This window comes from Paenibacillus sp. LRG-1, from assembly GCF_057220305.1.
The window spans coordinates 4,573,893-4,598,966 of sequence record NZ_CM170126.1 but is presented as its reverse complement, the minus strand read 5'-3'; the positions used below and the strand labels follow the sequence as shown (position 1 = coordinate 4,598,966).

25 protein-coding genes and 1 other annotated feature are annotated in these 25,074 nt (G+C 47.2%); all 25 genes read left to right on the top strand.

Features of this window, described 5'->3' with window-relative positions; all coding sequences use genetic code 11:
* Nucleotides 1-24: 24 nt before the first annotated feature.
* The 25 genes from hemB to ACUUJN_RS20190 all read left to right on the top strand — a co-directional run bounded on the left by hemB (nucleotide 25) and on the right by ACUUJN_RS20190 (nucleotide 25,062).
* Entirely contained in the window at nucleotides 25-1,023 is a 999-nt protein-coding gene (hemB, locus tag ACUUJN_RS20310) for a porphobilinogen synthase (protein ID WP_023989962.1), read from the top strand.
* Between the two features lie 30 nt (nucleotides 1,024-1,053).
* Nucleotides 1,054-2,358, top strand: a complete 1,305-nt coding sequence (gene hemL, locus ACUUJN_RS20305; RefSeq protein ID WP_071558353.1) for a glutamate-1-semialdehyde 2,1-aminomutase — start codon at nucleotides 1,054-1,056, stop codon at nucleotides 2,356-2,358.
* On the top strand, nucleotides 2,355-3,269 hold the full coding sequence (locus ACUUJN_RS20300) for an RluA family pseudouridine synthase (protein ID WP_484668865.1): 915 nt from the start codon (nucleotides 2,355-2,357) through the stop codon (nucleotides 3,267-3,269). The genes hemL and ACUUJN_RS20300 overlap by 4 nt, the downstream gene beginning before the upstream one ends.
* A 126-nt stretch (nucleotides 3,270-3,395) precedes the next feature.
* Nucleotides 3,396-4,727, top strand: coding sequence for a LysM peptidoglycan-binding domain-containing protein (locus ACUUJN_RS20295; RefSeq protein ID WP_160790499.1), 1,332 nt, complete (start codon nucleotides 3,396-3,398; stop codon nucleotides 4,725-4,727).
* A 409-nt stretch (nucleotides 4,728-5,136) separates the two neighbouring features.
* Nucleotides 5,137-7,803 carry a valine--tRNA ligase gene (locus tag ACUUJN_RS20290; protein ID WP_023989958.1) on the top strand — a complete coding sequence of 889 codons (2,667 nt, stop codon included), beginning with the start codon at nucleotides 5,137-5,139 and terminating at the stop codon, nucleotides 7,801-7,803.
* A gap of 36 nt (nucleotides 7,804-7,839) precedes the next feature.
* The gene (locus ACUUJN_RS20285) at nucleotides 7,840-9,216 is read left to right on the top strand and encodes a bifunctional folylpolyglutamate synthase/dihydrofolate synthase (protein ID WP_068941681.1); all 1,377 of its coding nucleotides are present in this window, start codon (nucleotides 7,840-7,842) and stop codon (nucleotides 9,214-9,216) included.
* A gap of 6 nt (nucleotides 9,217-9,222) precedes the next feature.
* On the top strand, nucleotides 9,223-10,602 hold the full coding sequence (gene murC, locus ACUUJN_RS20280; RefSeq protein WP_013311605.1) for a UDP-N-acetylmuramate--L-alanine ligase: 1,380 nt from the start codon (nucleotides 9,223-9,225) through the stop codon (nucleotides 10,600-10,602).
* 167 nt (nucleotides 10,603-10,769) lie between these two features.
* Nucleotides 10,770-11,990: an SPOR domain-containing protein gene (locus ACUUJN_RS20275; protein ID WP_484668864.1), complete on the top strand. Its 1,221-nt coding sequence runs from the start codon at nucleotides 10,770-10,772 to the stop codon at nucleotides 11,988-11,990.
* 121 nt (nucleotides 11,991-12,111) lie between these two features.
* On the top strand, nucleotides 12,112-12,354 hold the full coding sequence (locus tag ACUUJN_RS20270) for a DUF4321 domain-containing protein (protein ID WP_023989955.1): 243 nt from the start codon (nucleotides 12,112-12,114) through the stop codon (nucleotides 12,352-12,354).
* A gap of 22 nt (nucleotides 12,355-12,376) precedes the next feature.
* The gene (locus tag ACUUJN_RS20265) at nucleotides 12,377-12,985 is read left to right on the top strand and encodes a Maf family protein (protein ID WP_053325966.1); all 609 of its coding nucleotides are present in this window, start codon (nucleotides 12,377-12,379) and stop codon (nucleotides 12,983-12,985) included.
* Between the two features lie 13 nt (nucleotides 12,986-12,998).
* Nucleotides 12,999-13,691 (top strand): RadC family protein, encoded by a 693-nt coding sequence (radC, locus tag ACUUJN_RS20260; protein WP_025722728.1) that lies wholly within the window; start codon nucleotides 12,999-13,001, stop codon nucleotides 13,689-13,691.
* 105 nt (nucleotides 13,692-13,796) lie between these two features.
* Nucleotides 13,797-14,831: a rod shape-determining protein gene (locus ACUUJN_RS20255; protein ID WP_013311600.1), complete on the top strand. Its 1,035-nt coding sequence runs from the start codon at nucleotides 13,797-13,799 to the stop codon at nucleotides 14,829-14,831.
* 55 nt (nucleotides 14,832-14,886) lie between these two features.
* Entirely contained in the window at nucleotides 14,887-15,708 is an 822-nt protein-coding gene (gene mreC, locus ACUUJN_RS20250) for a rod shape-determining protein MreC (RefSeq protein WP_023989952.1), read from the top strand.
* Entirely contained in the window at nucleotides 15,708-16,238 is a 531-nt protein-coding gene (mreD, locus tag ACUUJN_RS20245; RefSeq protein ID WP_023989951.1) for a rod shape-determining protein MreD, read from the top strand. Before mreC ends, mreD begins: the two co-directional genes overlap by 1 nt.
* Nucleotides 16,239-16,320: 82 nt before the next feature.
* Nucleotides 16,321-16,983: a septum site-determining protein MinC gene (minC, locus tag ACUUJN_RS20240; protein ID WP_013311597.1), complete on the top strand. Its 663-nt coding sequence runs from the start codon at nucleotides 16,321-16,323 to the stop codon at nucleotides 16,981-16,983.
* Nucleotides 16,984-16,986: 3 nt separating this feature from the next.
* The gene (gene minD / locus ACUUJN_RS20235) at nucleotides 16,987-17,784 is read left to right on the top strand and encodes a septum site-determining protein MinD (protein ID WP_013311596.1); all 798 of its coding nucleotides are present in this window, start codon (nucleotides 16,987-16,989) and stop codon (nucleotides 17,782-17,784) included.
* A gap of 340 nt (nucleotides 17,785-18,124) precedes the next feature.
* Nucleotides 18,125-18,970, top strand: coding sequence for a peptidoglycan DD-metalloendopeptidase family protein (locus ACUUJN_RS20230; protein WP_023989950.1), 846 nt, complete (start codon nucleotides 18,125-18,127; stop codon nucleotides 18,968-18,970).
* Nucleotides 18,963-19,841: a M50 family metallopeptidase gene (locus ACUUJN_RS20225; RefSeq protein WP_023989949.1), complete on the top strand. Its 879-nt coding sequence runs from the start codon at nucleotides 18,963-18,965 to the stop codon at nucleotides 19,839-19,841. Before ACUUJN_RS20230 ends, ACUUJN_RS20225 begins: the two co-directional genes overlap by 8 nt.
* Before the next feature lie 48 nt (nucleotides 19,842-19,889).
* Nucleotides 19,890-21,074 carry an Rne/Rng family ribonuclease gene (locus ACUUJN_RS20220; RefSeq protein ID WP_023989948.1) on the top strand — a complete coding sequence of 395 codons (1,185 nt, stop codon included), beginning with the start codon at nucleotides 19,890-19,892 and terminating at the stop codon, nucleotides 21,072-21,074.
* A gap of 98 nt (nucleotides 21,075-21,172) precedes the next feature.
* Nucleotides 21,173-21,260, top strand: a sequence feature (ribosomal protein L21 leader region).
* 13 nt (nucleotides 21,261-21,273) lie between these two features.
* Complete coding sequence (rplU, locus tag ACUUJN_RS20215) at nucleotides 21,274-21,585, top strand: 50S ribosomal protein L21 (protein ID WP_013311592.1); 312 nt, start codon at nucleotides 21,274-21,276, stop codon at nucleotides 21,583-21,585.
* Nucleotides 21,586-21,598: 13 nt separating this feature from the next.
* Nucleotides 21,599-21,937, top strand: coding sequence for a ribosomal-processing cysteine protease Prp (locus ACUUJN_RS20210; protein ID WP_013311591.1), 339 nt, complete (start codon nucleotides 21,599-21,601; stop codon nucleotides 21,935-21,937).
* A gap of 5 nt (nucleotides 21,938-21,942) precedes the next feature.
* Nucleotides 21,943-22,260, top strand: a complete 318-nt coding sequence (gene rpmA / locus ACUUJN_RS20205; RefSeq protein WP_013311590.1) for a 50S ribosomal protein L27 — start codon at nucleotides 21,943-21,945, stop codon at nucleotides 22,258-22,260.
* A 145-nt stretch (nucleotides 22,261-22,405) separates the two neighbouring features.
* On the top strand, nucleotides 22,406-23,143 hold the full coding sequence (locus tag ACUUJN_RS20200) for a Spo0B domain-containing protein (RefSeq protein WP_013311589.1): 738 nt from the start codon (nucleotides 22,406-22,408) through the stop codon (nucleotides 23,141-23,143).
* A gap of 13 nt (nucleotides 23,144-23,156) precedes the next feature.
* Nucleotides 23,157-24,467 carry a GTPase ObgE gene (obgE, locus tag ACUUJN_RS20195; RefSeq protein WP_023989945.1) on the top strand — a complete coding sequence of 437 codons (1,311 nt, stop codon included), beginning with the start codon at nucleotides 23,157-23,159 and terminating at the stop codon, nucleotides 24,465-24,467.
* Between the two features lie 157 nt (nucleotides 24,468-24,624).
* Nucleotides 24,625-25,062, top strand: a complete 438-nt coding sequence (locus ACUUJN_RS20190) for an ACT domain-containing protein (protein WP_013311587.1) — start codon at nucleotides 24,625-24,627, stop codon at nucleotides 25,060-25,062.
* Nucleotides 25,063-25,074: the final 12 nt, after the last annotated feature.

The following is a 25,074-nucleotide window of genomic DNA, read 5'->3' as shown; positions in this document are numbered from 1 at the left end:
TATAAAAAATGGAGGTTTGTATTCATGAGTGTTCCTTTTACTAGACATCGTCGTTTGCGCCAGTCAGCTGCAATCCGCAGTATGGTGCGTGAGACGGTATTGAATCCCGCTGATTTTATCCAACCGATTTACGTAACATTTGGCACTGGAGTGAAACAGGAAATTAGCTCTATGCCAGGTGTATACCGTTTTTCTCTGGATCGGCTGGAGGAAGAACTGAAAGAGATTAGTGAGCTTGGCATTCCCGCCGTGCTCCTGTTTGGCATACCGGAAACAAAAGACAGTGTAGGGACTTCGGCTTTTGTGGACGATGGTATTGTTCAGGAAGCAACTCGTTTGATCAAGTCTCGTTATCCCGAACTGCTGGTTGTGGCTGATACTTGTTTGTGTGAGTTTACGGACCATGGACACTGCGGTATGGTACACATGCATGAGCATGATGGTGAGGTATGCGGTGAAGTATTGAATGATGAATCTCTGAAGGTGCTGGTACGTACAGCCGTTTCTCAGGCCAGAGCTGGTGCGGATATTATCGCGCCATCTAATATGATGGACGGTTTTGTACAGGCGATTCGGCAGGGGCTGGATCTAGAAGGCTTTTCACATATTCCGATTATGTCGTATTCCGTCAAATATGCGTCTGCTTTTTATGGTCCTTTCCGGGAAGCTGCTGATTCTGCACCGCAGTTTGGTGACCGTAAATCCTATCAGATGGATCCTGCTAATGCACGTGAAGCATTGCGAGAAGCGGAATCTGATGTGCTGGAGGGTGCGGATATGCTGATGGTGAAGCCTTCTCTTTCTTACCTGGACGTGATGCGCACGATTAAGGATCAATTTGATCTGCCTATGGTGGCTTACAACGTTAGTGGTGAATATGCCATGGTCAAGGCAGCAGCTCTTCAAGGCTGGATTGATGAAAAAGCAATGGTGCTAGAGATTTTGACAAGCATGAAGCGTGCGGGTGCAGATATGATTATTACCTATTCGGCCAAGGATGCGGCAAGATGGTTGAAGCAATAAGTCTATTTTCAGAAGATAGGAGTGGTCAGATTGATCGATGAACAACGAACAGTGCGCAAGGATACGAACTCCAAAGTAGCCTTCGATGAGGCAAAACAATACATTCCGGGTGGCGTAAACAGCCCGGTACGGGCTTTTAAATCTGTTGGGATTACACCTGTATATATCGACCATGGCGAAGGATCGCGCGTATATGATATTGATGGTCAATCCTATTTAGACTATGTATGTTCATGGGGACCGCTTATTATGGGGCATGCACATCCCGAAGTGGTTAAAGCTTTACAGGCTGCTGTTGTAAAAGGAACCAGCTTCGGCGCACCAACGTTGGCAGAAACTGAAATGGCCAAGCTCGTTTGTGAACGTGTTCCTTCCATGGATATTGTACGTATGGTTAACTCCGGAACTGAGGCGACTATGAGTGCGATTCGACTCGCACGCGGATTTACGAGCCGTAGTAAAATTCTTAAATTTGAGGGATCATATCACGGTCATGCGGACAGCTTGCTGATTAAAGCAGGCTCTGGTGTTGCGACCTTAGGCTTGCCCGATAGTCCGGGTGTACCTGAAGTCGTGGCCACCCATACAATCACCGTCCCTTATAATGATTTGGCTTCGGTGAAGCTAGCTTTTGAGAAATTTGGCGAAGAGATTGCCGCAATTATTGTCGAGCCAGTAGCAGGCAATATGGGCGTTGTACCGCCACAGCCTGGATTTTTGGAAGGTTTGCGTGAGGTAACCCAGCAGTACGGAAGTCTGCTGATTTTTGATGAAGTAATGACTGGATTCCGGGTTGGACTTCATTCGGCTCAAGGTCGCTTTGGTGTGACGCCGGATCTTACCTGTCTGGGTAAAGTGATTGGTGGTGGACTCCCTGTAGGTGCTTACGGCGGACGTCGCGATATTCTGGAGCAGATTGCTCCATCGGGACCAATATATCAAGCGGGTACGCTTAGCGGAAATCCGCTGGCTATGGCAGCAGGTTATTCGACACTTAAATTGCTGACGCCAGAAGTATACGAACGTCTGGAAGAGCGGGCAGCAAGGCTTCAAGCCGGATTCGAACGTAATGCGAGCGAGCTGGGTATCCCTGTCACGATCAATCGCGTGGGTTCTATGGTTTGTCCATTTTTTACAGAAGAAAAGGTTGTCAATTTTGACACAGCTAAAACGAGTAATCAGGACCACTTCCGCCGTTACTTTACTGAAATGGTGAATGAGGGAGTTAGTGTGGCACCATCTCAATTTGAGGGTATGTTTGTGTCGGGCGTGCATACGGTAGAGGATATTGATGCTACCATTGAGGCGAACTATCGCGCGCTCAAACGTCTATGAGCTGGCAAGGTGGCTGGAAAAGAAGAGGACCGTGGCTGGAAGTCACGCCAGGACGGGAAGTCACAGACGGGGAAAAAAACAGCGCTGATGCTGTAGATCAGTGGTTGCTGAATCGTTTGGAATTACCGGAAAAGCTGTGGCGCAGACTGCGTCATGAAAAAGAGATTGAACTTACAGGGGACCGGCTGCGGCTGGCCCTTTTTCCTGTAATGAACTTTGGCATCACCCCTCGTTGGTATGATTTGAAGGTACTGTATGAAGATGATTTTTGCCTGGTAGTGCATAAACCAGCAGGTATGGCAGTACATCCGGACGGCGCTGTGCAGGATGGTCCGCTGACGTTGGATCATGCTGTCGCATCCTACTATGAGATGAATGGCATACATGCGGCGGTACGGCATGTACATCGTCTGGATGTGGATACGACGGGCCCAGTGCTGTATGCCAAAAATGAATTTGCGTTGCTCAAGCTGGACGAGCAAATGAGAGCTAAGGATATCGGCCGCAGGTATGTAGCTTTGGTACGAGGGAAAGTACCTCCATCGCTGCGAACGTTGGATTGGCCTATTGGCAAGGACAGGCATCATAAGCAGCGCCGCCGTGTATCTCCGACTGGGCAGAAGGCGGTTACCCATATTGAACTTGGGGAAGTATGGGGAAGCGGTTTAAGTGCAGTGAGTCTCGTATATCTGACGCTGGAGACAGGCCGGACGCACCAGATTCGCGTACATCTTAGTCATGCTGGCTACCCGTTGCTTGGGGATGTATTATACGGGGGTCGGGCTACTGATTTTGGCAGGCAGGCGCTGCACGGAGAGCGTCTTACCTTCTGTCATCCGCTGAGTGGCGAAACAATTACGGTGGAGGATGCTTGGCCGGATGATTTTCAAAAGCTGCACAAACAGCTATAAAAGATGGCATGCCTTCTATTTTGGCGCATATACTTGAACCTAGAAACGGTTTGCAATATGGAGTTTCCGTGCGCCTGACCAGAAGTCAGAGGATGTGCGGAGACTGCCCAAAGGAGGATGCCATCCTTGAACAAACAACAGAATGATCAGCCGCAAGGCTTGCGTTTTGATATTTATGAACGCATTCATTTGACGGAGGAAGCTGCCGGGATTGCTGAGTTGGAGGAAATTGAGCTTCTGCCACGCATTCAGGTTGTAACCCACGGCGACCATGCCGCTTTGCGAGGGCATTTGCTGCTGGAGGGCGTGTACCGCACACCTGAACAGATTACGAGCGAGCTTCATCATTTGATCCCTGTGGAAATTACCATTCCGCTAAACCGCGTAGGGAGATTGGAAGATATCTCTGTCGAGATTGAAAATTTTGATGTGGACCTGCTCTCTTTACGTAGTCTAAACATTACAGGTGTTCTTTCTTTGCATGGCGTGGAAAGCTCGCACGCGGAGGAGACGGCGGTCTGGCTGGATGAGGAATTCACCGTAGTGCATGCACCTGAGCAACCGGTTCAATCCCATTCCGCCGATGGAGAGCATCGCCATGCAGAGGCCTATTCTACCAATGACTCGACCTCCGATTACGTTACAGACCCTGAAACCTCCTACAGAGTGCCAGCACAACAGGAGTCCGTTTCATGGGAACAGCTGTCTGAGGGCCAAGGAGAACAGAAGGCATCGTCGGAACAGCAAGCTTATGAGTCGGCAGTAGATCCTAACCGATTCTATGAGCCTTGGACGGGTAAAGCAGTTGAAGACAGCTCTCCAGAGGTCAAGCATGAGCATGGGTCTCCGGAAGTGTGGGGATTTCAGCAAGAGGAAGCATGGACAGGGGGGAATGAACCTAAAGTATCTTCCGCATCTCCCAATGCAGTATATGACCCTTTGTTGAATGAACCGCATCCTGCCACGGAGTCCGAGGTCTATCTGGAGCCACAGTTGGAGGAGAGTCAAGTAGATAACTTCGACTTCAGGCCTGAAGCGTCAGAACAGGTGAACCACGAGGCCCATGACACCTTTACTGAGGATAAGCCAGAGATGCGTGTGGCGCTTAACAGTAAAAAGGATGAAGGGGCAGACGAGCCAGACCCGGTTGTCTACTCATCATTGCTCCAATCCAGCCGTTCGGTGAAGGAAGCCGAATACCAGCAGCAATTGGAGCAGGAGCCGCAGGATCAGGATCAGAAAGCCGAAGAAGAACGGGAGAATGCCAAGTGGAAGAACCTTTTTTTTCATACACAAGATGAAACACCTTTTCGCAAGGTGCGCTTATGCATTGTACAGCGCGAGGATACACTGGAAACCATAGCTGACCGTTATCAGCTCAGCACACGTGAGCTTCAACTGTATAACAGATTGGCGGAGCATCATGTGGAAGAAGGACAGGTATTGTACATCCCTTGATCCGGTTGCTGAAAAATGCACAGCGGGTGTTGACTATAGTCAATGGGAAATGTATGATGTGGTATAGTTATTGAAAGACTGAGATCGGGAAGAGTAGGCAGCAAGCCCTTCAGAGAGTGGAATTGCAGCGCTGTGAGGTTCCGCAGGAAGCTACTGGCCGAAGTCACCCGGGAGTCGCCTGTTTGAACGGTTCCTCATTTAATTCCTACGGAAGATAAGAGGTTCACGGTAGAATAAGGCCGGTCCGCAACCGTTATCTGCATAAAGTGTCACACCATGTGTAATGGATCAGTGGATACATACACTAGGGGTGAAACAAAGGTGGTACCGCGAGAGAACAGCCTTTCGTCCTTTGAGGATGAAGGGCTTTTTTTATTTGCCAATTGAAAAATCATGGAGGTATCCTGATATGTCAGAACAAGACAACAAGACAACCTTGGAAATGCCAACAACGTACGATCCAAAATCAGCAGAACAAAAATGGTACAAAACGTGGATGGAAAAGGGCTATTTCCGCGCCGGGCAACATCCAGAGGCAGAGCCTTTTACAATCGTTATTCCACCACCGAATGTTACAGGTATGTTGCATATTGGACATGCTCTTGACTTTACTTTGCAGGATATTATTATTCGCGCCAAGCGGATGCAGGGTTATGATGCCTTGTGGTTGCCAGGGGCAGACCATGCGGGTATTGCTACCCAAACAAAGGTAGAACAAAAGCTGCGTGAAGAAGGCCTGACACGTTATGATTTGGGCCGCGAGAAGTTTTTGGAGAAAGTGTGGGAGTGGAAGGAACTTTATCTGGATAACATCCACAATCAATGGGAAAAGATGGGCTTTTCTCTCGATTATTCTCGTGAGCGTTTTACGTTGGATGAGGGACTGTCCCAAGCGGTACGCGAGGTATTCGTTACACTGTACAAGAAGGGGCTGATTTATCGCGGTAAACGCATCATTAACTGGGACCCCGCTGCACGTACTGCATTATCGGACATTGAGGTGGAATACAAAGAGGTGAACGGAAATCTGTATCACCTGCAATATCCACTGAAAGACGGTAGTGGATTTATTACGGTAGCTACTACACGTCCTGAAACGATGCTGGGCGATACAGCAGTAGCTGTACACCCGGAAGATGAACGCTACAAGCAAATGATTGGCAAAACGCTTGTGCTCCCAATCATCGGACGGGAAATTCCGGTCATTGCGGATGACTACGTTGATAAAGATTTCGGTAGCGGCGCGGTTAAAATTACACCGGCTCACGACCCGAATGACTTTGAAATGGGACAACGTCACCAGCTGCCACAAATTACGGTGATGGATGAAACGGGAACGATGAATGCCGAAGCAGGCAAATATCAGGGCCTTGATCGTAGCGATTGCCGTAAGCAAATCGTCGCTGATCTGAAAGAGCAAGGCGTACTGATTCGTATTGAAGAGCACGTACACCAAGTAGGCCACAGTGAGCGTACAGGTGTAGTTGTAGAACCTTATCTGTCCACACAATGGTTTGTGGAAATGAAGCCTCTGGCAGCTAAAGCGATTGAAGTGCAGAAGGCTGGCAACGGGGTAAACTTTGTACCGGATCGCTTTGAACGTACTTATCTGCATTGGATTGAAAATGTGCGTGACTGGTGTATTTCCCGTCAATTATGGTGGGGACACCGTATTCCGGCTTGGTACGATGAGGAAACCGGAGAAGTTATTGTATCGGCGGAGGACCCTACAACTTTGCCTGAGTACGCTGGCAGAAAGCTAAAACAGGATGAGGATGTGCTGGATACTTGGTTCAGCTCGGCTTTGTGGCCGTTTTCGACACTGGGCTGGCCTGAGCAGACAGAGGACCTCAAACGCTACTATCCGACTAATGTCTTGGTTACAGGCTATGACATTATTTATTTCTGGGTATCGCGTATGATTTTTACCGCGCTGGAGTTTACGGAAGAGATTCCGTTCAAGGACGTACTTATGCACGGGTTGGTTCGTGATGCGGACGGTAGAAAAATGTCCAAATCCCTCGGCAACGGTGTTGATCCGCTCGACGTGATTGACCAATATGGTACCGATGCCATGCGTTATATGATCTCCACCAGTAGCACGCCTGGGCAAGACCTTCGTTTCCGCTGGGAGCGGGTGGAGCAGGCCCGTAACTTTGCCAATAAAATCTGGAATGCGTCACGCTTTGCGCTGATGAATCTGGAAGGCGTCACTTCGGCAGATATAGACATTACTGGTGACTTGAGCACCGCTGATCGTTGGATCCTGCATCGTCTAAACGAAACTTCACGCGACATCACGCGTCTAATAGATGCTTATGAATTTGGCGAGACAGGCCGCCTTCTGTATAACTTTATTTGGGATGATTTGTGCGACTGGTACATTGAGTTTGCGAAGCTTTCCCTATATGGCGACAATGCAGAGGCGAAAAAGAAAACGCAATCCGTACTTGCATATGTATTGGATCGGACGCTGCGCATGATTCATCCGTTCATGCCGTTTATCTCTGAGGAAATATGGCAGCATCTCCCGCATGAGGGAGAAACGATTACACTGGCCGCTTGGCCTGTTTATGATCCGGCTTTTGAGGATAAGGATGCAGTCGCTGAAATGAATTTGCTGATCGACGTAATTCGCGCTGTACGCAATATCCGCGCTGAAGTCAACGTGCCGATGAGTAAGAAAATTGAATTACTCATAAAACCCGGCGATCAAGCCGTTCTCGATATCATTAACCGCAATGGGGAATATGTACGTAGATTCTGTAATACGTCTGAATTCGACGCAGGATTAGAATTCACCGTTCCAGATAAAGCGATGACATCTATAGTTAGCGGCGCAGAGCTATACCTGCCGCTGGCCGGACTGCTTGATATTGCCCAGGAAATTAGCAGACTGGAAAAAGAACTTCAGCATTTGAACAGTGAAGTGGAGCGCGTGGAGAAAAAGTTATCTAACCAAGGCTTTGTGGCGAAGGCACCAGCTAAAGTCATCGAGGAAGAAAAGGCCAAGCAAGCCGATTACTCAGATAAGCGCGCTAAAGTTATCGCACGTATTGAAGAACTCAAGGGATAATTTCACTCACAATAAAATGACCTGAAGGTGAAGAGGATGTCAGATACGATCAGGGGCGGAGATACGGCTCCTTTACAAAGCTATGATGAAGCAGTGGAATGGATTAACGGCTTGATTCCGTTTGGCATCAGACCCGGATTGGAACGAATTGAACAGCTAATGAGTAAGTTGGGTGATCCGCAACGACATCTGAAGTTTGTGCATATTGCGGGAACCAACGGTAAAGGCTCGACTTGTGCCTTTCTGACCTCTGTGCTACTGAAATGTGGGTACGATGTCGGAACTTTTACATCTCCGTACATCACCCGATTTACGAACCGTTTTCAATTCAATGGGACCGATATTCCCGATGAAACGCTGGTTTTGCTTGCCAATCGCTTGTATCCGTTGGTGAAAGAAATCGCAGATAGTGAATTGGGATCACCTACGATGTTTGAGGTATCGACAGCGTTGGCTATTTTATACTATGCTACGGTATCTTTCCCAGATGTTGTGGTATGGGAGACAGGTCTCGGGGGAAGGATGGATGTAACTAATATCGTGAGTCCAATCGTCTCGGTTATTACGAATGTCGGCTATGATCATACGGATATTTTGGGAGATACGCTCGAACAGATTGCAAGGGAAAAGGCTGGTATCATCAAACCGGGTGTACCTGTCGTCAGTTGTGTTTCCCAACCCGAGGCTATTCAGGTCATACGTGAAACGGCGGCAAAGCAAGGAGCTACCTTGTACCTGGCAGGAGAACAGTTTACGTATGAACGGCTAAATGGGGATGAAACAGCTCAGACCTTTTCATTCGCGGGGCCCTTCCGACATATGGAAATTGACATCACGTTGTTAGGCGAGCACCAATGTTCTAATGCGGCAGGAGCTATGATGGCACTTGAGGTCCTACGTCAGTATATGGCTTTTGTGTTGGATGATGCAGAACTGCTGGAGGGCTTTAGGCAAACTGCCTGGGCAGGGCGTCTCGAACAAGTCAGTGCCTCGCCGAGGATTGTCCTTGATGGAGCTCATAATCCAGAAGGAGCACAGACGCTGGCCAAGAGTCTTCCTCAAGTGTATTCGTACAAAAAATTGGTTTTAATGATGGGGATGCTGTCAAACAAGCATCATGAAGCATACTTGCAGCATATACTGCCACTAGTGGATACGCTTATCCTGACCGAGCCCGATTTTCGCCGCAAAATGAATGCCGCTGAATTGGCTCATCTCGTGGAGAAGCTGCGGCCGTCTTATGCCAAAACGGATTTAAAAATAATTGTAGAAGGTGACTGGAAAAAGGCTCTTGGCCTGCTTCAGTCACATACGGAAGCGGAAGATCTGGGGGTGGTGTCCGGCACGCTGTACCTTATTGCGGATGTACGGGCTACCCTTATGTATCAAACCGATTCGGAAAAAGGTTGGTGAAATTTGTTGATTACTTCGGAACATGTTCATTTTATCGGTATCGGCGGATACGGGATGAGCGCGATTGCTCGGGTCATGCTGGAGATGGGTTATACCGTGACTGGCTCAGATGTGGCATCACAGGAGCTGACAGAAAAACTGGCGGCAAAAGGCGCAAAAATATATATTGGACACACGCCTGAGCATATTGCAGGCGCGGATATCGTCGTCTATTCAACAGCATTGTCACGTGACAATGTGGAGCGGGTGGCAGCGGAGGAATTGAATATTCCAACTCTGCACCGTTCGCAGATGCTGGCTCGCTTGCTTAACGAACGTAAGGGAATAGCTGTTGCGGGTGCGCACGGTAAAACGACAACCTCTTCCATGATCGCTCTGGTTATGGAGAGATGTAACGTTGATCCAACGTATATTATTGGCGGCGAAATCACGAATTTGGGAACGAATGCCAAAGCAGGTAAAAGCGAGTTTGTCGTTGCTGAGGCGGATGAGAGTGATGGTTCTTTCCTGCAATATCATCCTTGGCAAGGCATCGTAACCAATATTGAAGCGGATCATTTGGAAAATTACGATGGCGACTTTAATCGTCTGAAAAGTGCCTATGTACAGTTTTTGAGTCAAATTCGACCGGATGGGGCGGCTATTGTATGCGCAGATGATCAGAACATCCGGGAAATGCTGCCTCAACTCCAGACTCGGGTCATTACTTATGGAGTGGAGCATGAAGCGGATTATATGGCGACAGATATCCAATTAGGTGACCGTCGATTAAGCTTCACTATGAGCCGCAAGGGAACAGCACTCGGAACGATCGAACTATCAGTGCCGGGTAAACATAACATGTATAATGCGATGGCGACTGTGATTTCATGTTTGGAAGCAGGGATTCCATTCGATCAAATCGCTGCGACAATTGTGGAATTTCACGGCGCGAAGCGTCGTTTTCAAGTACTAGGTGAAAGCAATGACATACTGATTATTGATGACTATGCGCATCACCCAACAGAGATTGAGGCTACGATTAGCGCAGCGAGAGCGACTGGCAAACGTATTATTGCTGTATTCCAGCCGCAACGCTATAGCCGCACCTTTTTCCTGCTCGATGCGTTCAGCCGCGCGTTTAGCGAGGCTAGTGAAGTGATAATTACCGATATTTATTCACCAGCGGGAGAAAAACAGATTGAAGGCGTGCATTCTTCCAAGCTCGTGGATTTAATCGTCCAAAACAGCAATGCGAATGCAATCTATTTGCCGACCAAAGAAGCTGTGATCGAGGAGTTGAAAGATCGCTTACAGCCGGGTGATCTTGTGCTGACGATGGGAGCGGGAGATATCTGGAAAGCAGGTGACGCGTTAGCGCGCCATCTTCGCGGACAGCAAGTGTAATACGTATAAAAATGAGCCGTTACGCCAATGAATTACATTTATTCGAGGGTATTCCGAACACGACTGTGTTTCGGGATACCCTTTTTTTGTAATGCTGGGGTATATATTCTTAGCTTGACTCATACAACAGACTATGAGGAAGTATGGGACAAGGAGGGAGTGCATCCATGAACAAGACCAAGATGACATTCCGGTTCGACCAACAGTTGCCGGAGACAAGCCGGGAGGATAAGCTACAGGTGCTTCCGTACAAAAACGAGTCGATTACGAACGAACAGCGTGAAACTGATAACTCGCATAAAGGAACGGAACGGAACAGAGGAATGAAGAAAAATACTGTAGCTACGCAAGAATCAGAGATCAACGAGCCTGAGGATCTGAACAAACGCATTTCAAGTCGGCGTTTTGCTCCAACATTAAGAGTACAAGAGGGATGGGAGGACCCCTTTGGCCGTTCGGCGGCTTCCTGGTCAGATGCGGAAGTTCTACCAGATAGCCTGGAAGAGGATGAGGAAGCTTATCATTCTGTCCAAGAGTACAGAAAGCGTCCGCCCCACCCTTCAAGATGGAAACTGGTTGGCTCTGTAGCCAGCGCGCTGGTGACTGGAGGCATGTTTGGATATATTATGTTGTTACTGTTTAACGGAGGAGGCATGGTCCCGGGATCAGATCCTTCAGTAGAGGAGGCTGTACCGGTCTTTAAAGAATCTGTTGGTGTGGATGCAATATCTGCAAAAGAGAACTCTGTCCCTGTCACTGTCATAGAGGCTCAGGTACCTCCACAAACCTACTATTTGCTGCAATATGGGGTTTTCAGCACTCCAGAACGGGCCTTACAAGCAAAAGAAGAACTGTTGAAGGCAGGCATTGCAGCAGGAGGGGATACCGAGGACCAAAACCGGGTATATGCAGGAATATCGCCGGATAGGGAGCAAGCCAAGTTGCTCAGCAATCAGTTGAAAACACAAGGAGTCGATTTGTATGTTCGTGAGCTTGAATTGCCTGGATTCGAAAAAGCAGCTTACGGAGGCGAAGGTGATAAACTCACTAGCTTTTTTCAGTTAAGCAGTTCATTGGTGGGTAAGTTGAGCGGACTTTCCTCAACCTTGCTCGGAGAAGGAGGTGCGAATACGGTGCCAGCCTCCGACATGAAGGAGCTGAACGACCTGCATCAGCAGTGGACACAAAATATCACTGCACTTCCCACTGGGCTTTCGAAGGAAGCGGCTGTCTCCGCAACCTCACTTGAAAAGGCGATGAACAGTGCGATCTCTGCAATTGGGGAATATAACAAGAACACAGCCAAGGAACACATTTGGGAGATTCAATCCTCCATGATGGAATATGTTTTGCGTGAGAGGGAATTTATCCAATTCATAAAACAATAAGCTAACCATATTTTCCGGCAAGGAACTGGAAATAGTTCCCCATGCCGGATTTCTGTTTGTATTGCAGTACAAATCACCGTATAATAATGAAGGTGTCAAAAAATGGCGAGGGAAGATCAGGATGAAAAAAAATGTAGGAATGCTTATACTGTTTTTGTTGCTCGGTTGGCTCTTGGGTGCATGGATTGCCAAAGCTCTTCAATCGATCAAGTTCCTTTCCTTTCTGACCCACCCCACTAGGATATCTTGGTCGCCGAGAGCGGACCTGGATATTATCAGCTACAACATAACGATAAATTTTGAATTGAGCCTGCTTAGTCTGATCGGCATCATTGCCGCGTTCTGGCTGTACCGCAGGCTCTAACTGATGAAAAGGAGCTTCCCTTATGGACGGGAAAATTACGCCCCGCATTATTCTGGCATCGACTTCACCAAGAAGGAAGGAATTGCTCGCATTTTTGAGATTCCCCTTTGAGGTGGTGCCGAGTCATGCGGATGAGAGCACGCCTGAGAGCTGGACGCCTCAGCAAATCGTGGAGACCCTTGCGGCACGCAAAGCCGAAGCGGTCGTGAACACTGCCGCTCAGTCGAAGGAAGCCGGACTGGTGATTGGCAGTGATACCATTGTCGTGCTGGATGGTTCGGTATTGGGCAAGCCTGCCGACCATGCGGACGCGGTTCGCATGCTGACTGCATTGCAGGGAAGGACACACCGTGTGTACACCGGGGTAGCCTGCATACATACCGGAACCGGCGAAATGCTTGTCAGACATCGCCAAACGGAGGTTACAATGAAGCCTCTGAGTCAAGAGCAAATTGTGGCATACGTGAATACTGGTGAACCGTCTGACAAAGCAGGAGCGTATGGCATTCAAGGCATGGGTGCTACGCTGGTGGAATCTATTCAGGGTTGTTATTTTAACGTCGTAGGATTGCCGCTTTCCTTGCTGTCGGACATGCTGTCCGATTTTGGAGTGAATGTGTTGCGTCCATAAAGGGGATAAACATATGCTGGAGTCGCCAATACTGATGCTTCGCGACCTCCCCCATGAAGAACGACCAAGAGAGCGCATGATGACATATGGGGCGGATGCCTTAAGCAACGCGGAGTTGCTGGCAATATTGCTGCGTACAGGAACGCAAAATGAGTCTTCGGTGCATTTAGCGCAGCGTATTTTGCAGCAGGCAGGAAATTTGCGTCAACTGGTGGATATGAGCTTGAGCGAGTTGACCCAGATTAAGGGCATTGGGGATGCTAAAGCGATACAGCTAAAAGCGGGTATCGAACTGGGGCGTCGATTAGCATTGTCTCGCCATTTGGAGACCCCGGTGATTAGTTGCCCGCGGGATGTGGCTGATCTGCTGTTTGAGCAGCTTCGTTATTTGCAGAAAGAGCATTTTGTATGCTTGTTCCTTAACACTAAAAATCATGTCATTGCTCAGGAAACACTATCTATGGGTAGCCTGAATTCTGCCATCGTGCATCCTCGTGAAGTATTTCGGGCAGCAATCAAATGCAGCAGCGCTTCAATCATTTGCGCTCATAACCATCCGAGCGGTGATCCGAAGCCAAGCCCGGAGGATGTCCAGTTGACTCGCCGCCTGATGGAAGCGGGCAACATCGTAGGTATCGACGTGCTTGATCATATTGTGATCGGGGACGGGACCTTTGTAAGTTTGAAGGAACAAGGTCTGATATAATATAATATTTAAATCAAACATTTAAATACGACCGGATAATCCGGCCTGAATAAACCGTTTATACATGGATAACAGATTTCAGGGAAGAGAAAAGGAGATTACATCATGCTGGGTGGCTTTACAAAAGATTTGGGAATAGACTTGGGGACGGCAAACACGCTTGTATACGTAAGAGGTAAAGGAATTGTGGTTCGTGAACCATCTGTAGTCGCTTTGCGTACAGATACAAAAACCATTGAGGCTGTTGGTGAATCTGCGAAAAAAATGATCGGTCGCACACCGGGAAATATACGTGCGATTCGTCCGATGAAGGACGGTGTCATTGCTGATTTTGATACGACAGCAACGATGATCAAATATTTTATCCGTCAGGCGCAAGCACAACGCTCTTTGTTTCCGCGCCATCCGAACGTGATGGTTTGTGTGCCTTCAGGCATTACTGCGGTGGAGCAGCGTGCTGTTGAAGATGCGACGAAGCAAGCAGGCGCAAGAGAGGCATATACGATAGAGGAGCCGTTTGCAGCAGCAATTGGCGCTGATCTTCCTGTATGGGAGCCTACAGGCAGTATGGTTGTCGATATCGGTGGAGGTACAACCGAAGTGGCAGTCATTTCCCTGGGCGGGATTGTAACAAGCCGCTCCGTGCGTGTGGCTGGCGATGAAATGGACGAGTCCATCATCCAATACGTGAAGCGCCAATACAATCTGATGATTGGTGAACGGACTTCAGAGCAACTGAAAATGGAAGTTGGTTCAGCTATGCCATTAGAGCAAGTGGAAACCTCAGAAATCCGCGGACGTGATCTGGTAACAGGTTTGCCGAAGACGATCACGATTACTTCTGATGAAATTAGCGAAGCGTTATCGGATACAGTCAATGCAATCGTGGATGCGGTCAAAGTAACACTGGAAAAATGCCCTCCCGAGTTGGCAGCGGACATCATGGATAGAGGAATCGTACTTACTGGTGGTGGAGCACTTCTGCGTAATCTGGACAAGCTGTTGGCAGGTGAAACCGGAATGCCGGTGATCGTAGCGGAAAATCCTCTGGATTGTGTGGCAATCGGTACAGGCAGAGCGCTGGAAAATATTCATTTGTTCAAATCGCGCAGCAGTTCTGCCGTCCGTTCCAAACGTTGAATCGGGGGTGTAGGAACTGTTTAAGCTGTTTGGCAATAAAAGACTATTTGTTCTATTGATCGGAATCGTTCTGTTTATTGCCCTTATGGGGATTACACTTGGACAGAGAAATTCCTTAACCTGGCCCGAGAAGTTCGCCAGAGATTCAATTGGCTTTGTGCAAGGTATCTTTTACAGGCCCGCTTCAGCAATAGCGGGCTTCTTTGAAGATATCGGAAATATGCGCAGCATCTACGAAGAAAATGAACGGTTAAAAATTGCTGTAGCAAAGCTGACTCGTGACCAGATTCAGACCCATAATTATGTTGAAACAAATGCCAGACTGCAGAATGAACTGAAGTTCACCCAAACGCAAAAGGCGAAGAATAATTATGATTATCGTGTTGCTCAAGTGAACAGTGTCAGCAATGATTCCAAAACGCTTGTGATCGATATTGGTGAGAAGGACGGAGCGAAGGTTGGTCAGGAAGTCAGTTCGCTTGAAGGATTTGTAGGAGTCATTAGTCAAACGGGGAATTTTACGTCCACCGTTACACTGTTGACTACATTGGATCCTAAAAATCCGAATTCTTATGCCATTGCAGCGACAGTCTTGGGCAAGGAAAATCAATCGTTTGGTATGATTGAAAGCTATGATCCGGGTACGAACAGATTTCAAATGACTCGCATTGAGGAAAAAGATCCAATCGCAAAGGGTGATCAGATTATTACGTCTGGCGCAGGCGGGAAATTCCGCAAAAACCTAATGATTGGAACGGTAGAGAAGATTCAGGTTGGAGAGTTTGGCAAAACACGGACAGCGATTATTAAACCGGCAGCCAGCTTTGTGGATTGGAAAGAATTGCTCATCCTCTACACTCCTGAGGTACCGGAATAATGAAGATGCGCGGTCAGGTTCTAATACTGCTGCTGTTTGTACTGTTTATAGCTGAAGGGACGATTCTTCCATGGCTTCTTCCGGATAGTTGGCATTCAAGAATGGTTCCGAATTTTGTGTATGTCGTGATCTTGTTTGTGTCTGTGTATTACAGCCGTCATACAGCATTGGTGCTAGGTATTGTTTTTGGACTTATTCATGATGTAGTGTTCTACGGGTTTATCATTGGACCTTATTCTTTTGCAATGGGGTTGTCTGCATACTTATTGGGGCTTGTTTTTACAGCTCGACGTGCGCAGATGCCCATTATGATGGCAGCCGTGTTGATTGGTAGTTTCCTGCTGGATTCTATGCTATTTGCTATTGATCAGTTGTTCCAGCTGAATCATCAGACTTTCAATTGGGCACTTGCTCAGTATATGATTCCTGATTTATTTATCCATTTTCTGTTCGCCCTCATCATTTATGTCCCAGTTCGCAAGCAATTGCAGCGTTTGGGTACCCGTGTGAAAAAGGAAGAGGCTGTCTAGGTCTTTTTACACACATTTTGTCCGGGTTAGCAGGGATTTGACGTCCCGGGGACGAAATGATTGAGATAGGAGGGACAGGCTAATGGCGGTGAAATCGAATCATGTCACGATTAAAGGCATCAAAGATGGCCTGGTATTCCTGCTGGACGATCAATGCGAGTTTGAGGATTTGCTGGGTGAGCTGCGTTTTAAGCTGGAGCACAGTCATCAAAATATTTTAACAGGCCCGATCATTCATGTGGATATTAAGCTGGGAAGCCGAGAAGTGACAGAGGAACAGAAGGAAAGTATTCTGGAGATTTTGAAGCAGAAGGGGAATCTGCTCATCAGGTCTGTAGAATCACCTGGACTGCCTGTGGAAGTGCAGGGAAAGCCCCCTATTCACACGGTGACAGGGATTATCCGTTCTGGTCAAGTGCTTCATCACAATGGGAACCTACTCTTTTTGGGAGATGTAAACCCGGGTGGAATTATAACATGTACTGGTGATATTTATGTCCTCGGCGCTTTGCGAGGCATGGCGCATGCAGGGATGGAGGGAAATAGTGAAGCGATTATTGCGGCTTCCTATTTTGCACCGACACAGCTGCGAATTTCCGAAATGATCAGCCGTCCACCAGACGAATGGGAGACACGTGAATCCGGTATGGAATTTGCGTATCTCAAGGATGGCGCTATGCAAATAGATAAAATGAGCAATATTGTGCGTCTGGGCCGCGATTTTAACGTGTTCAAAGGGGTGTAGCACATGGGAGAGGCTATCGTCGTCACTTCAGGAAAAGGCGGCGTCGGCAAAACGACGACGTCAGCCAATATAGGAACAGCGCTTGCACTGCTCGGCAAAAAGGTATGTTTGGTTGATACGGATATCGGTTTGCGTAATCTAGACGTTGTGATGGGTCTGGAAAACCGGATTATTTACGACCTTGTTGATGTAGCGGAAGGTCGTTGCCGTTTAAATCAGGCACTGGTTAAGGACAAGCGTTTTGAGGAGCTGTATATGCTGCCAGCCGCTCAAACCAAGGACAAGAGTGCTGTTACGCCGGAGCAGGTTAAGGATATTATTTTGGAGCTTAAAAAGGATTTTGAATATATATTGATCGACTGCCCTGCGGGTATTGAACAAGGCTTTAAAAATGCCATTGCCGGAGCGGATCAGGCCATTGTTGTGACCACTCCGGAAAATGCAGCCGTACGCGATGCAGACCGGGTAATTGGTTTACTGGAAAGCTCACATGTGATATCACCCAAGTTGGTGGTTAACCGCATTCGCAATAGCATGGTTAAATCCGGAGATATGCTGGATATTGACGGGATTTTACAAGTGCTTAGCATAGACCTTATTGGGATTGTGCCGGATGATGAAATGGTAATTAAAGCAGCTAATACAGGGGAGCCTACCGTTATGAATCCAGATTCACAGGCTGCGATTGCTTACCGTAACATTGCGAGACGGATTTTGGGCGATACAGTGCCCCTCATGCAGCTGGACCAGAAGAAAAGCGTGATGACACGCTTTAAGAAGTTTTTTGGTATGGGTGGATGAGGAAAACAGGAAGTTATGACTGGTAAATTGCTTCTACACTTCCTACGTGATTTTCCATTGGTTCTAAGGTAGGAGCTGTAGTAGTATTCATTTGTAATACTAGACACTTAAATAAGTAGTAATCTTATTTAAGTGTTTTTGGTTTGTTTTTTTAATTTCCATAATACAGTTTCTCAAAATTTAGGGTCACTACATAAATATCATAAATACAAAACATAACCGGTGCACGAGCGCCGGTTTTTTTTGATTTTTAGGTGCGTATTCCCTAACCGGACAACATAAGTTGAAGCCCGTCCTCATAAGATGTATCAAACATACCTCGCTGAGGGGGCTGAACAGGATGAATAAAAATTCCGGAATCAAGCAGCGCAGAGAAGAACGTATACAGCAGCTAATCGCGGGAAGCAAAGCGGAGACGTATCCCTCTGGCATATATCAGAACAGGCACGGGGATAAAGATATGAAGTCGATGCCTATAGTCAGTGCCAACTCGCCCAGAGACCCAGAAACTGAGTGGAAAAATGAGCGGCAACGCTGGCAGCAATCTTTTGGGACGAATCGTGGTCCGTCTTTTTGGACTTCCTTTTGGCGAAGATCAGTCATAGCAACGGTGTTATTTGGAATGGTATGGGGAATGTTTCGTTGGGATATTCCCTATGCAGTGAATTTGAGAATGTTTATTGCGGATGCCTTGAATAAGGATATGGATTTTGCAGCCGTCGGACAATGGTATGAAACTTATTTTGACGGAGCTCCTTCCTTTTTGCCGATTTTTGGCGAGGAGCATGAAACGCACAAGGTTGATGCAAGTCGAAAGGGATCTCCACCGATCGAAGGCAACATAACACAGCCTTTTGTACTGAGCCTTAAAGGAGTAGAAATTACGCCGAATGTTACCGACAACGGGGCAATCGCTGTTAAAAGTATAGATGCAGGACGAGTATTAGACATATTAAATCATCCCAAAAGCGGGATTTCGGTTACAGTTCGACACACTGGCGGTATCACAGCAACTTACGGAAGGCTTTCCCGCTCTACCTTAAAAGTGAACGACTGGGTTCAGGAGGGAGATGAGATCGGTGTACTGCCAGCAAGTCACAGTGGCAGCGAGGCGGCAACTTTGTTTTTGGCAGTTCAGAGAGGGGATCAATACATTGACCCGTCGGAAGTGGTAGCCCTTGATTAATGTCCGAGGGGTGACCTTATCATTACATCCACTGTTTGTATTGGTTATGCTGACCTCTATATTAACTGGACATTTTATCGAGATCATAACTTTATTTACATTGGTGTTTATTCATGAGCTAGGTCATGCGACAGCTGCTTCGTTGTTGGGCGCGCGGGTGCTTTCCATACAGATGTTACCCTTTGGAGGAGTGGCGGTCATTGAGGATCAGGGGAAGCTCAATGCGTGGAAGGAGATTGTCATTGCGCTAGCGGGGCCCCTGCAAAACGGAATCATGATCATCATCCTTTTGTGGTTCAGAAATGTGAGTGGGCTGGAGTATGATTATGTAAATTATATAATTCAGGGGAATGCAGTTATTGCACTGTTTAATTTGCTGCCCATTTTACCACTTGATGGTGGGAAAATATTACAGTCATTGATTAGCTTATCTTGTTCTTATCACCGCACATTAGTGTGGACTTTTAGAGCCAGTATCGTAACGAGTCTGCTATTTTGTATGTATGGTATTTCACCGTTGTTAAGGCAAAATGGACCTATGCATTTAAATCTGCTGGCGGTAGGGATTTTTTTGCTTTATTCTAATATTGTGGATTATCGGAATATCCCTTACCGTTTTATACGGTTTTTGCTGGGGAGGGACGAGCTTTTTTACCGCGAAGTAGCTAAGGGGAGTATTGCCTTACCTATTGTATCCCTGCCAGTGAAACATTTGGAGCCTATTTTGCGTCTTTTCAGAAGAGATCGGTATCATATGGTTTATGTTATGAATGAACAGGGACGGATTGTAGCCGTACTGCCGGAGCAACGTCTTATTCGCTCTTATTTTGCGACACGCCCGCCAGATGGTGGAGAACCCAAGCCCAAATAATGTTTTATGAGTTAAGGAAGAGGCTGTATCCAGAGAGGTTGAAAAACCATGAAGCAAATGATTGTACAATGCCAGCAGCAGATGACCCAAATGGCGCTGTTGGAAGAGGGACGATTGGTTGAATATGCGGCTGAACTACCGCGAAAACGGGGAATTCTAGGTTCTTTTTTCAAAGCGAGGGTGGTCAATGTGCTACCAGGTATGCAAGCCGCCTTTGTTGACATTGGACAGCGAAAGAATGCCTTTTTGTATGTAGATGACGTACTTCATGCTCATTTGGACAAGCAGCCGGAGGTAAAGCCATCCATTTCAGAAGTGTTAAAGGTGGGGCAGGAAATTGTAGTGCAGGTATTAAAAGAGGCTGTTGGTAGCAAGGGAGCCAGGGTCACCACTCATTTTTCACTTCCGGGTCGCTGGATCGTATATATGCCCCGTGCTGATTATGTGGCCGTATCCAAGAAGATCGAACGTGAGGGCGAACGTACCCGTTTGAAAGCAATGGGAGAGCAGCTACGCACAAGTGAGGAAGGACTCATAATCCGTACCGTTTCGGAAGACATGAGTATAGAGGCGATTGAAAATGATTTAAATCAATTGCGTAAGCAGTGGGCGGCTATTCAGCGTAAAGCTGGTGAACACTCGGCTCCGTGCGAATTACATCGGGATTTAAGTATCGTTCAGCGATTGATTAGGGATGTGTTTACACCTGAACAGGATGAACTGGTTATTGACAGTGAAGAGCAAGCAAAGGACGCAGAAATAATGCTGCAACAGATTGGTCCTGCGAAAGCTCATGTAAGTATATTTCGTGGTGCAGAAGAAACAATTTTTAAAGCTTATGGCATTCATGAGCAGCTGGAACGCGATTTTGCGCGAAAGGTATGGTTGCAGGGCGGCGGTTATATTGTCATTGATCATACGGAGGCATTAACCGTCATTGATGTGAATACGGGGAAGTTTACGGGAGGCAGTAATCTGGAAGAGACGGTGACCCAGACTAACATTGAAGCAGCCGAAGAGATTGCCCGCCTGGTACGTGTGCGTGATATTGGTGGTATCATCATCATTGATTTTATTGACATGGAACAAGAGGAGAATCGTCGGGAAGTATCCTCTGTGCTGGAAGCAAGATTGAAGAAGGATCGGACCAAATCTTATGTTGTCGGTTGGACGCGGTTAGGTTTGCTGGAAATGACCCGTAAAAAAGTGCGTGAGGAAAAGACGCTCGTGTAGAGCGGTGCGAAACCAAAAATCATTTTAAAACTAAAGGTTGAATGTGTACAAAGCTTGTGCTACAATCATTTAGTATGTGTGATGCGTAAGATTGGCTGCACATGCTGTAACCGCTCCAATCAGGTACTGAAGTACAGTATCCTAAGGGAATCTGTCACCTGCTATTAGGCGAGTCTGAGACATAAGGAGGTGCAAGCAAATGTACGCAATTATCGAAACAGGTGGTAAGCAATACAAAGTTCAAGAGGGCGACGTATTGTTCATCGAGAAGTTGGAAGCTAATGATGGTGAAACTGTAACGTTCGATCGTGTTCTGGCAGTGTCCGGCGACAATGGCTTGACAGCAGGTACACCGCTTCTTTCTGGAGCTTCTGTAACAGCTAAAGTTGAGAAGCATGGTCAAGGTCAAAAGGTCATCGTATACAAATACAAACCTAAAAAGAACTACCATGTGAAGCAAGGTCATCGTCAACCGTACACGAAAGTGACGATTGAAAAAATCCAAGCGTAAGAGGGTGCGATAAGTGATTATCGTGCGTATTACACGACTGGAGGATGGCAGCATACAGGGGTTTTCCGTTAAAGGGCATGCGAATTTCGCTAAATCTGGCGAGGATATCGTATGTGCTGGCGTTTCAGCGGTAACGGTAGGAACTGTCAATTCGATTGGAGCTCTTACGGACGTTGAGATGGAAACGGAAATGGAAAACGGCTTTTTAAGTGCGTATCTTTCTCCTGAAAGTTATCATGATGCGAACGCACAGGTTCAACTGTTGCTGGAGTCCATGGTGATTATGCTGACAAGTATTGCTGAATCATACGGTAAGTATATTCAAATAGAAAATAATCAAAGAAGGAGGTAGACATCATGTTGAAATTGACATTGGATCTTCAATTATTCGCATCGAAAAAAGGTGTAGGTTCCACAAAGAACGGACGTGACAGTAGATCGAAACGTCTTGGAGTGAAACGTGCTGACGGTCAAGCAGTTACCGGCGGTAGCATCCTGGTTCGTCAACGCGGAACGAAAATTCACCCGGGCACGAACGTGGGCATCGGTAAGGACGACACTCTGTTCGCGAAAGTGGACGGCGTTGTGAAGTTCGAACGTTGGGGCCGTGATCGCAAAAAGGTGAGCATCTACCCGATCGACGTTGCTCCAGTAGCAGCTACTGTAGAAGCTTAATAGCGGCTTAGACACGCTGAAAAGCCTCCGGCACTTTTGTCGGAGGCTTTTTTGCATGATGGTAATGAACTGGAAAGTTAGTCTGTGCTATACTGGATTAAGGTTCTTTAATAATCCATTTAATTTCGCAGAACGGAGAGAAGCCATGTTCCAGCGGATAAGAGCGCCTTATCTGGCGTTGGGTTCCATTCTGATTCCTTTGGTTTTTTCACTGCTCTATCCTGAAGTATTAACGATTATCTTATTAGCAGTATGGTCTGTAGTTGCTGCATGCTTTGGTATGTGGTATACGCAAAGACAGGTCGAGTATGAGCGGAAAGCTGCTTTGCGTTCTTTTGAGCGTACAGCGATTTCAATGCTTAACCATCATCGGCATGACTGGATGAATGACTTGCAGGTGCTTTATGGATATATTCGTATGAATAAGCATGATAAATCTGTTGCTTATGTGGAAACAATAAAAGGGCGCGTGGCGGAAGACAGTAAAATATCTAAGTTGGGTATTCCCTCACTGGTGTTTTATTTGCAGTCTTTTCGCGTGAACGCCGGTAATTTACAGTTGTCGGTACAGGTTGAGGAGCAGTTAAAGTTAGACGCTGTCATGTCTCCCGAAGACGGCGAGTCGCTTGCCTCGGCCGTCATAGAAACGGTGCGTGCGTATCAATATGGCGGGGGCCGGTCGTCCTGGGGAGAAGTGCGCAGATTGACACTTTTTTTCGGTATGGATCAGAATGATGTTATCGTCCGTTTTGAAGGAAGTGACATACCTGCGGATTTGAATATCCTGAAGCGGGTCAGATCCGTACTCGGAAGTGAACGCATTCGAACAGAGAAGCTCCCTACGGGCGAAATGCTTCAAATTCGGATGCAGTGCCAGACATAAGGAAGGTGTAACCATGTTTGTAGATAAAGCGAAGATTTTTGTTAAAGGCGGTGACGGTGGGGACGGATTAATTGCGTTTCGCCGTGAGAAATACGTTCCTGAAGGTGGCCCAGGTGGTGGTGACGGAGGGAATGGTGGAGACGTAATTTTCCGTGTAGATGAGGGTTTGCGTACCTTGATGGATTTTCGGTACCAACGTCATTTTAAAGCCCAGCGTGGAGTGAAAGGTCGTAACAAAAGCCAACACGGAGCCAATGCGGAGCACATGATCGTACGTATACCACCGGGAACGGTCATCATAGATGATGATACTGGTGAAGTAGTAGCAGATATGACACGTCATGGTCAACAAGTCGTCGTAGCTAAAGGAGGACGCGGAGGACGCGGGAACATCCGTTTTGCTACACCGAATAATCCAGCGCCTGAGTTGGCTGAGAACGGCGCAGAGGGACAAGAACGTTATATCACGCTTGAGTTAAAAGTAATGGCTGACGTAGGTTTGGTCGGGTTCCCTAGTGTAGGGAAGTCTACCTTGTTGTCGGTTGTATCTTCCGCAAAACCGAAAATTGGGGCATACCACTTTACAACGATTACTCCGAATTTGGGCGTTGTGGATGTGGGGGATCATCGTAACTTTGTGATGGCGGATTTGCCTGGTTTGATTGAAGGAGCTCATGAAGGTATTGGGCTGGGACATGAATTTCTGCGGCACATTGAGCGGACGCGTATTATTATCCATGTCGTGGATATGGCGGGCTCCGAAGGACGTGATCCGTTTGAAGATTGGACTAAAATTAACGACGAATTGAAGCAATATAATGCAACATTGGCTGAGCGTCCACAAATTGTGGCGGCCAATAAAATGGATATGCCGGAGGCGGAAGAAAACCTGACTCACTTCAAAGAGCAGATTGCTTCTATACGTCCTGATCTTGAAATCATGCCTATTTCCTCACTGACACGTCAAGGTGTGAAGGAACTGCTCTACCGGGCTGCTGATTTGCTGGATCAAATACCGGACGAGCCGGTTGTTGAGGAAGTAGCAGAAGTCAATGAACGTAAGGTATTTAAGCTGGATACAGCAGAAGACGATGGCTTTACAATTGTGCGTGAAAACGACACATTCGTGGTGCAGAGCCCTAAAATTGAGCGCATGATGAAGCGCATGCAGTTGAACTCGCATGATGCCATTTTGAAATTAGCAAGAACGTTACGCCATATGGGTGTGGATGCTGAGTTACGCAAGCGCGGCGCCAAAGATGGTACATCTGTACGCATTGCTGATTTCGAGTTCGAATTTGTTGAAGGCAGCAGCTACTACTAAATTTCAAATAAAGGTCTAAAACCTGAACGGTTACTGTACTATAGGAAACTCTATAGAAGGCAGTAGCCGTTTTTTGCATTGTTTGCTTGCCGATTTTCAAGAGTTTCGATATAATGTCCTCTATACAAAAACATAAGTCTTTGAGGAGAGGACGTTCTTGAAAGAGCGCTATTACTTGGTACGGGAAGATATTTTGCCTGAAGCTATTGTTAAGACCATACAGGTGAAACTGCTGCTGGCTTCAGGAGATGTTAAAACCGTGCATGATGCCGTGGAGCAAGTTGGGCTAAGCCGGAGCGCCTTTTATAAATATAAGGATGGCATACATTTGGTTAACCAGCTGGAGCGTGAGCGAATTGTCAATATCTCTATTGATTTAGAGCATCAATCCGGAATGTTGTCCAGGGTGCTTGGCAGAGTGGCTGATTTCGGAGGCAATGTGTTGACGATCCAGCAAAGTATTCCACTGCAAGGCAGAGCCAACGTAGTCATCTCGGTAGAAATGTCCAGACTCAGTGAAGAGTTGGGTGTTCTACTTGAGGGCTTGGAAGATATCTCTGGAGTTAAACGTGTTCGCCTGATTGGGCAGGGTTAAGGCAGTACAGTT

Excerpts from the sequence above, each read along its gene's own strand:
- hemB (WP_023989962.1), top strand. The coding sequence starts at position 25 with ATGAGTGTTCCTTTTACTAGACATCGTCGTTTGCGCCAGTCAGCTGCA.
- ACUUJN_RS20300 (WP_484668865.1), top strand. The coding sequence starts at position 2,355 with ATGAGCTGGCAAGGTGGCTGGAAAAGAAGAGGACCGTGGCTGGAAGTC.
- ACUUJN_RS20290 (WP_023989958.1), top strand. The coding sequence starts at position 5,137 with ATGTCAGAACAAGACAACAAGACAACCTTGGAAATGCCAACAACGTAC.
- ACUUJN_RS20285 (WP_068941681.1), top strand. The coding sequence starts at position 7,840 with ATGTCAGATACGATCAGGGGCGGAGATACGGCTCCTTTACAAAGCTAT.
- ACUUJN_RS20275 (WP_484668864.1), top strand. The coding sequence starts at position 10,770 with ATGAACAAGACCAAGATGACATTCCGGTTCGACCAACAGTTGCCGGAG.
- ACUUJN_RS20270 (WP_023989955.1), top strand. The coding sequence starts at position 12,112 with ATGAAAAAAAATGTAGGAATGCTTATACTGTTTTTGTTGCTCGGTTGG.
- ACUUJN_RS20265 (WP_053325966.1), top strand. The coding sequence starts at position 12,377 with ATGGACGGGAAAATTACGCCCCGCATTATTCTGGCATCGACTTCACCA.
- radC (WP_025722728.1), top strand. The coding sequence starts at position 12,999 with ATGCTGGAGTCGCCAATACTGATGCTTCGCGACCTCCCCCATGAAGAA.
- ACUUJN_RS20255 (WP_013311600.1), top strand. The coding sequence starts at position 13,797 with ATGCTGGGTGGCTTTACAAAAGATTTGGGAATAGACTTGGGGACGGCA.
- mreD (WP_023989951.1), top strand. The coding sequence starts at position 15,708 with ATGAAGATGCGCGGTCAGGTTCTAATACTGCTGCTGTTTGTACTGTTT.
- minC (WP_013311597.1), top strand. The coding sequence starts at position 16,321 with ATGGCGGTGAAATCGAATCATGTCACGATTAAAGGCATCAAAGATGGC.
- minD (WP_013311596.1), top strand. The coding sequence starts at position 16,987 with ATGGGAGAGGCTATCGTCGTCACTTCAGGAAAAGGCGGCGTCGGCAAA.
- ACUUJN_RS20230 (WP_023989950.1), top strand. The coding sequence starts at position 18,125 with ATGAATAAAAATTCCGGAATCAAGCAGCGCAGAGAAGAACGTATACAG.
- ACUUJN_RS20220 (WP_023989948.1), top strand. The coding sequence starts at position 19,890 with ATGAAGCAAATGATTGTACAATGCCAGCAGCAGATGACCCAAATGGCG.
- rplU (WP_013311592.1), top strand. The coding sequence starts at position 21,274 with ATGTACGCAATTATCGAAACAGGTGGTAAGCAATACAAAGTTCAAGAG.
- rpmA (WP_013311590.1), top strand. The coding sequence starts at position 21,943 with ATGTTGAAATTGACATTGGATCTTCAATTATTCGCATCGAAAAAAGGT.
- ACUUJN_RS20200 (WP_013311589.1), top strand. The coding sequence starts at position 22,406 with ATGTTCCAGCGGATAAGAGCGCCTTATCTGGCGTTGGGTTCCATTCTG.
- obgE (WP_023989945.1), top strand. The coding sequence starts at position 23,157 with ATGTTTGTAGATAAAGCGAAGATTTTTGTTAAAGGCGGTGACGGTGGG.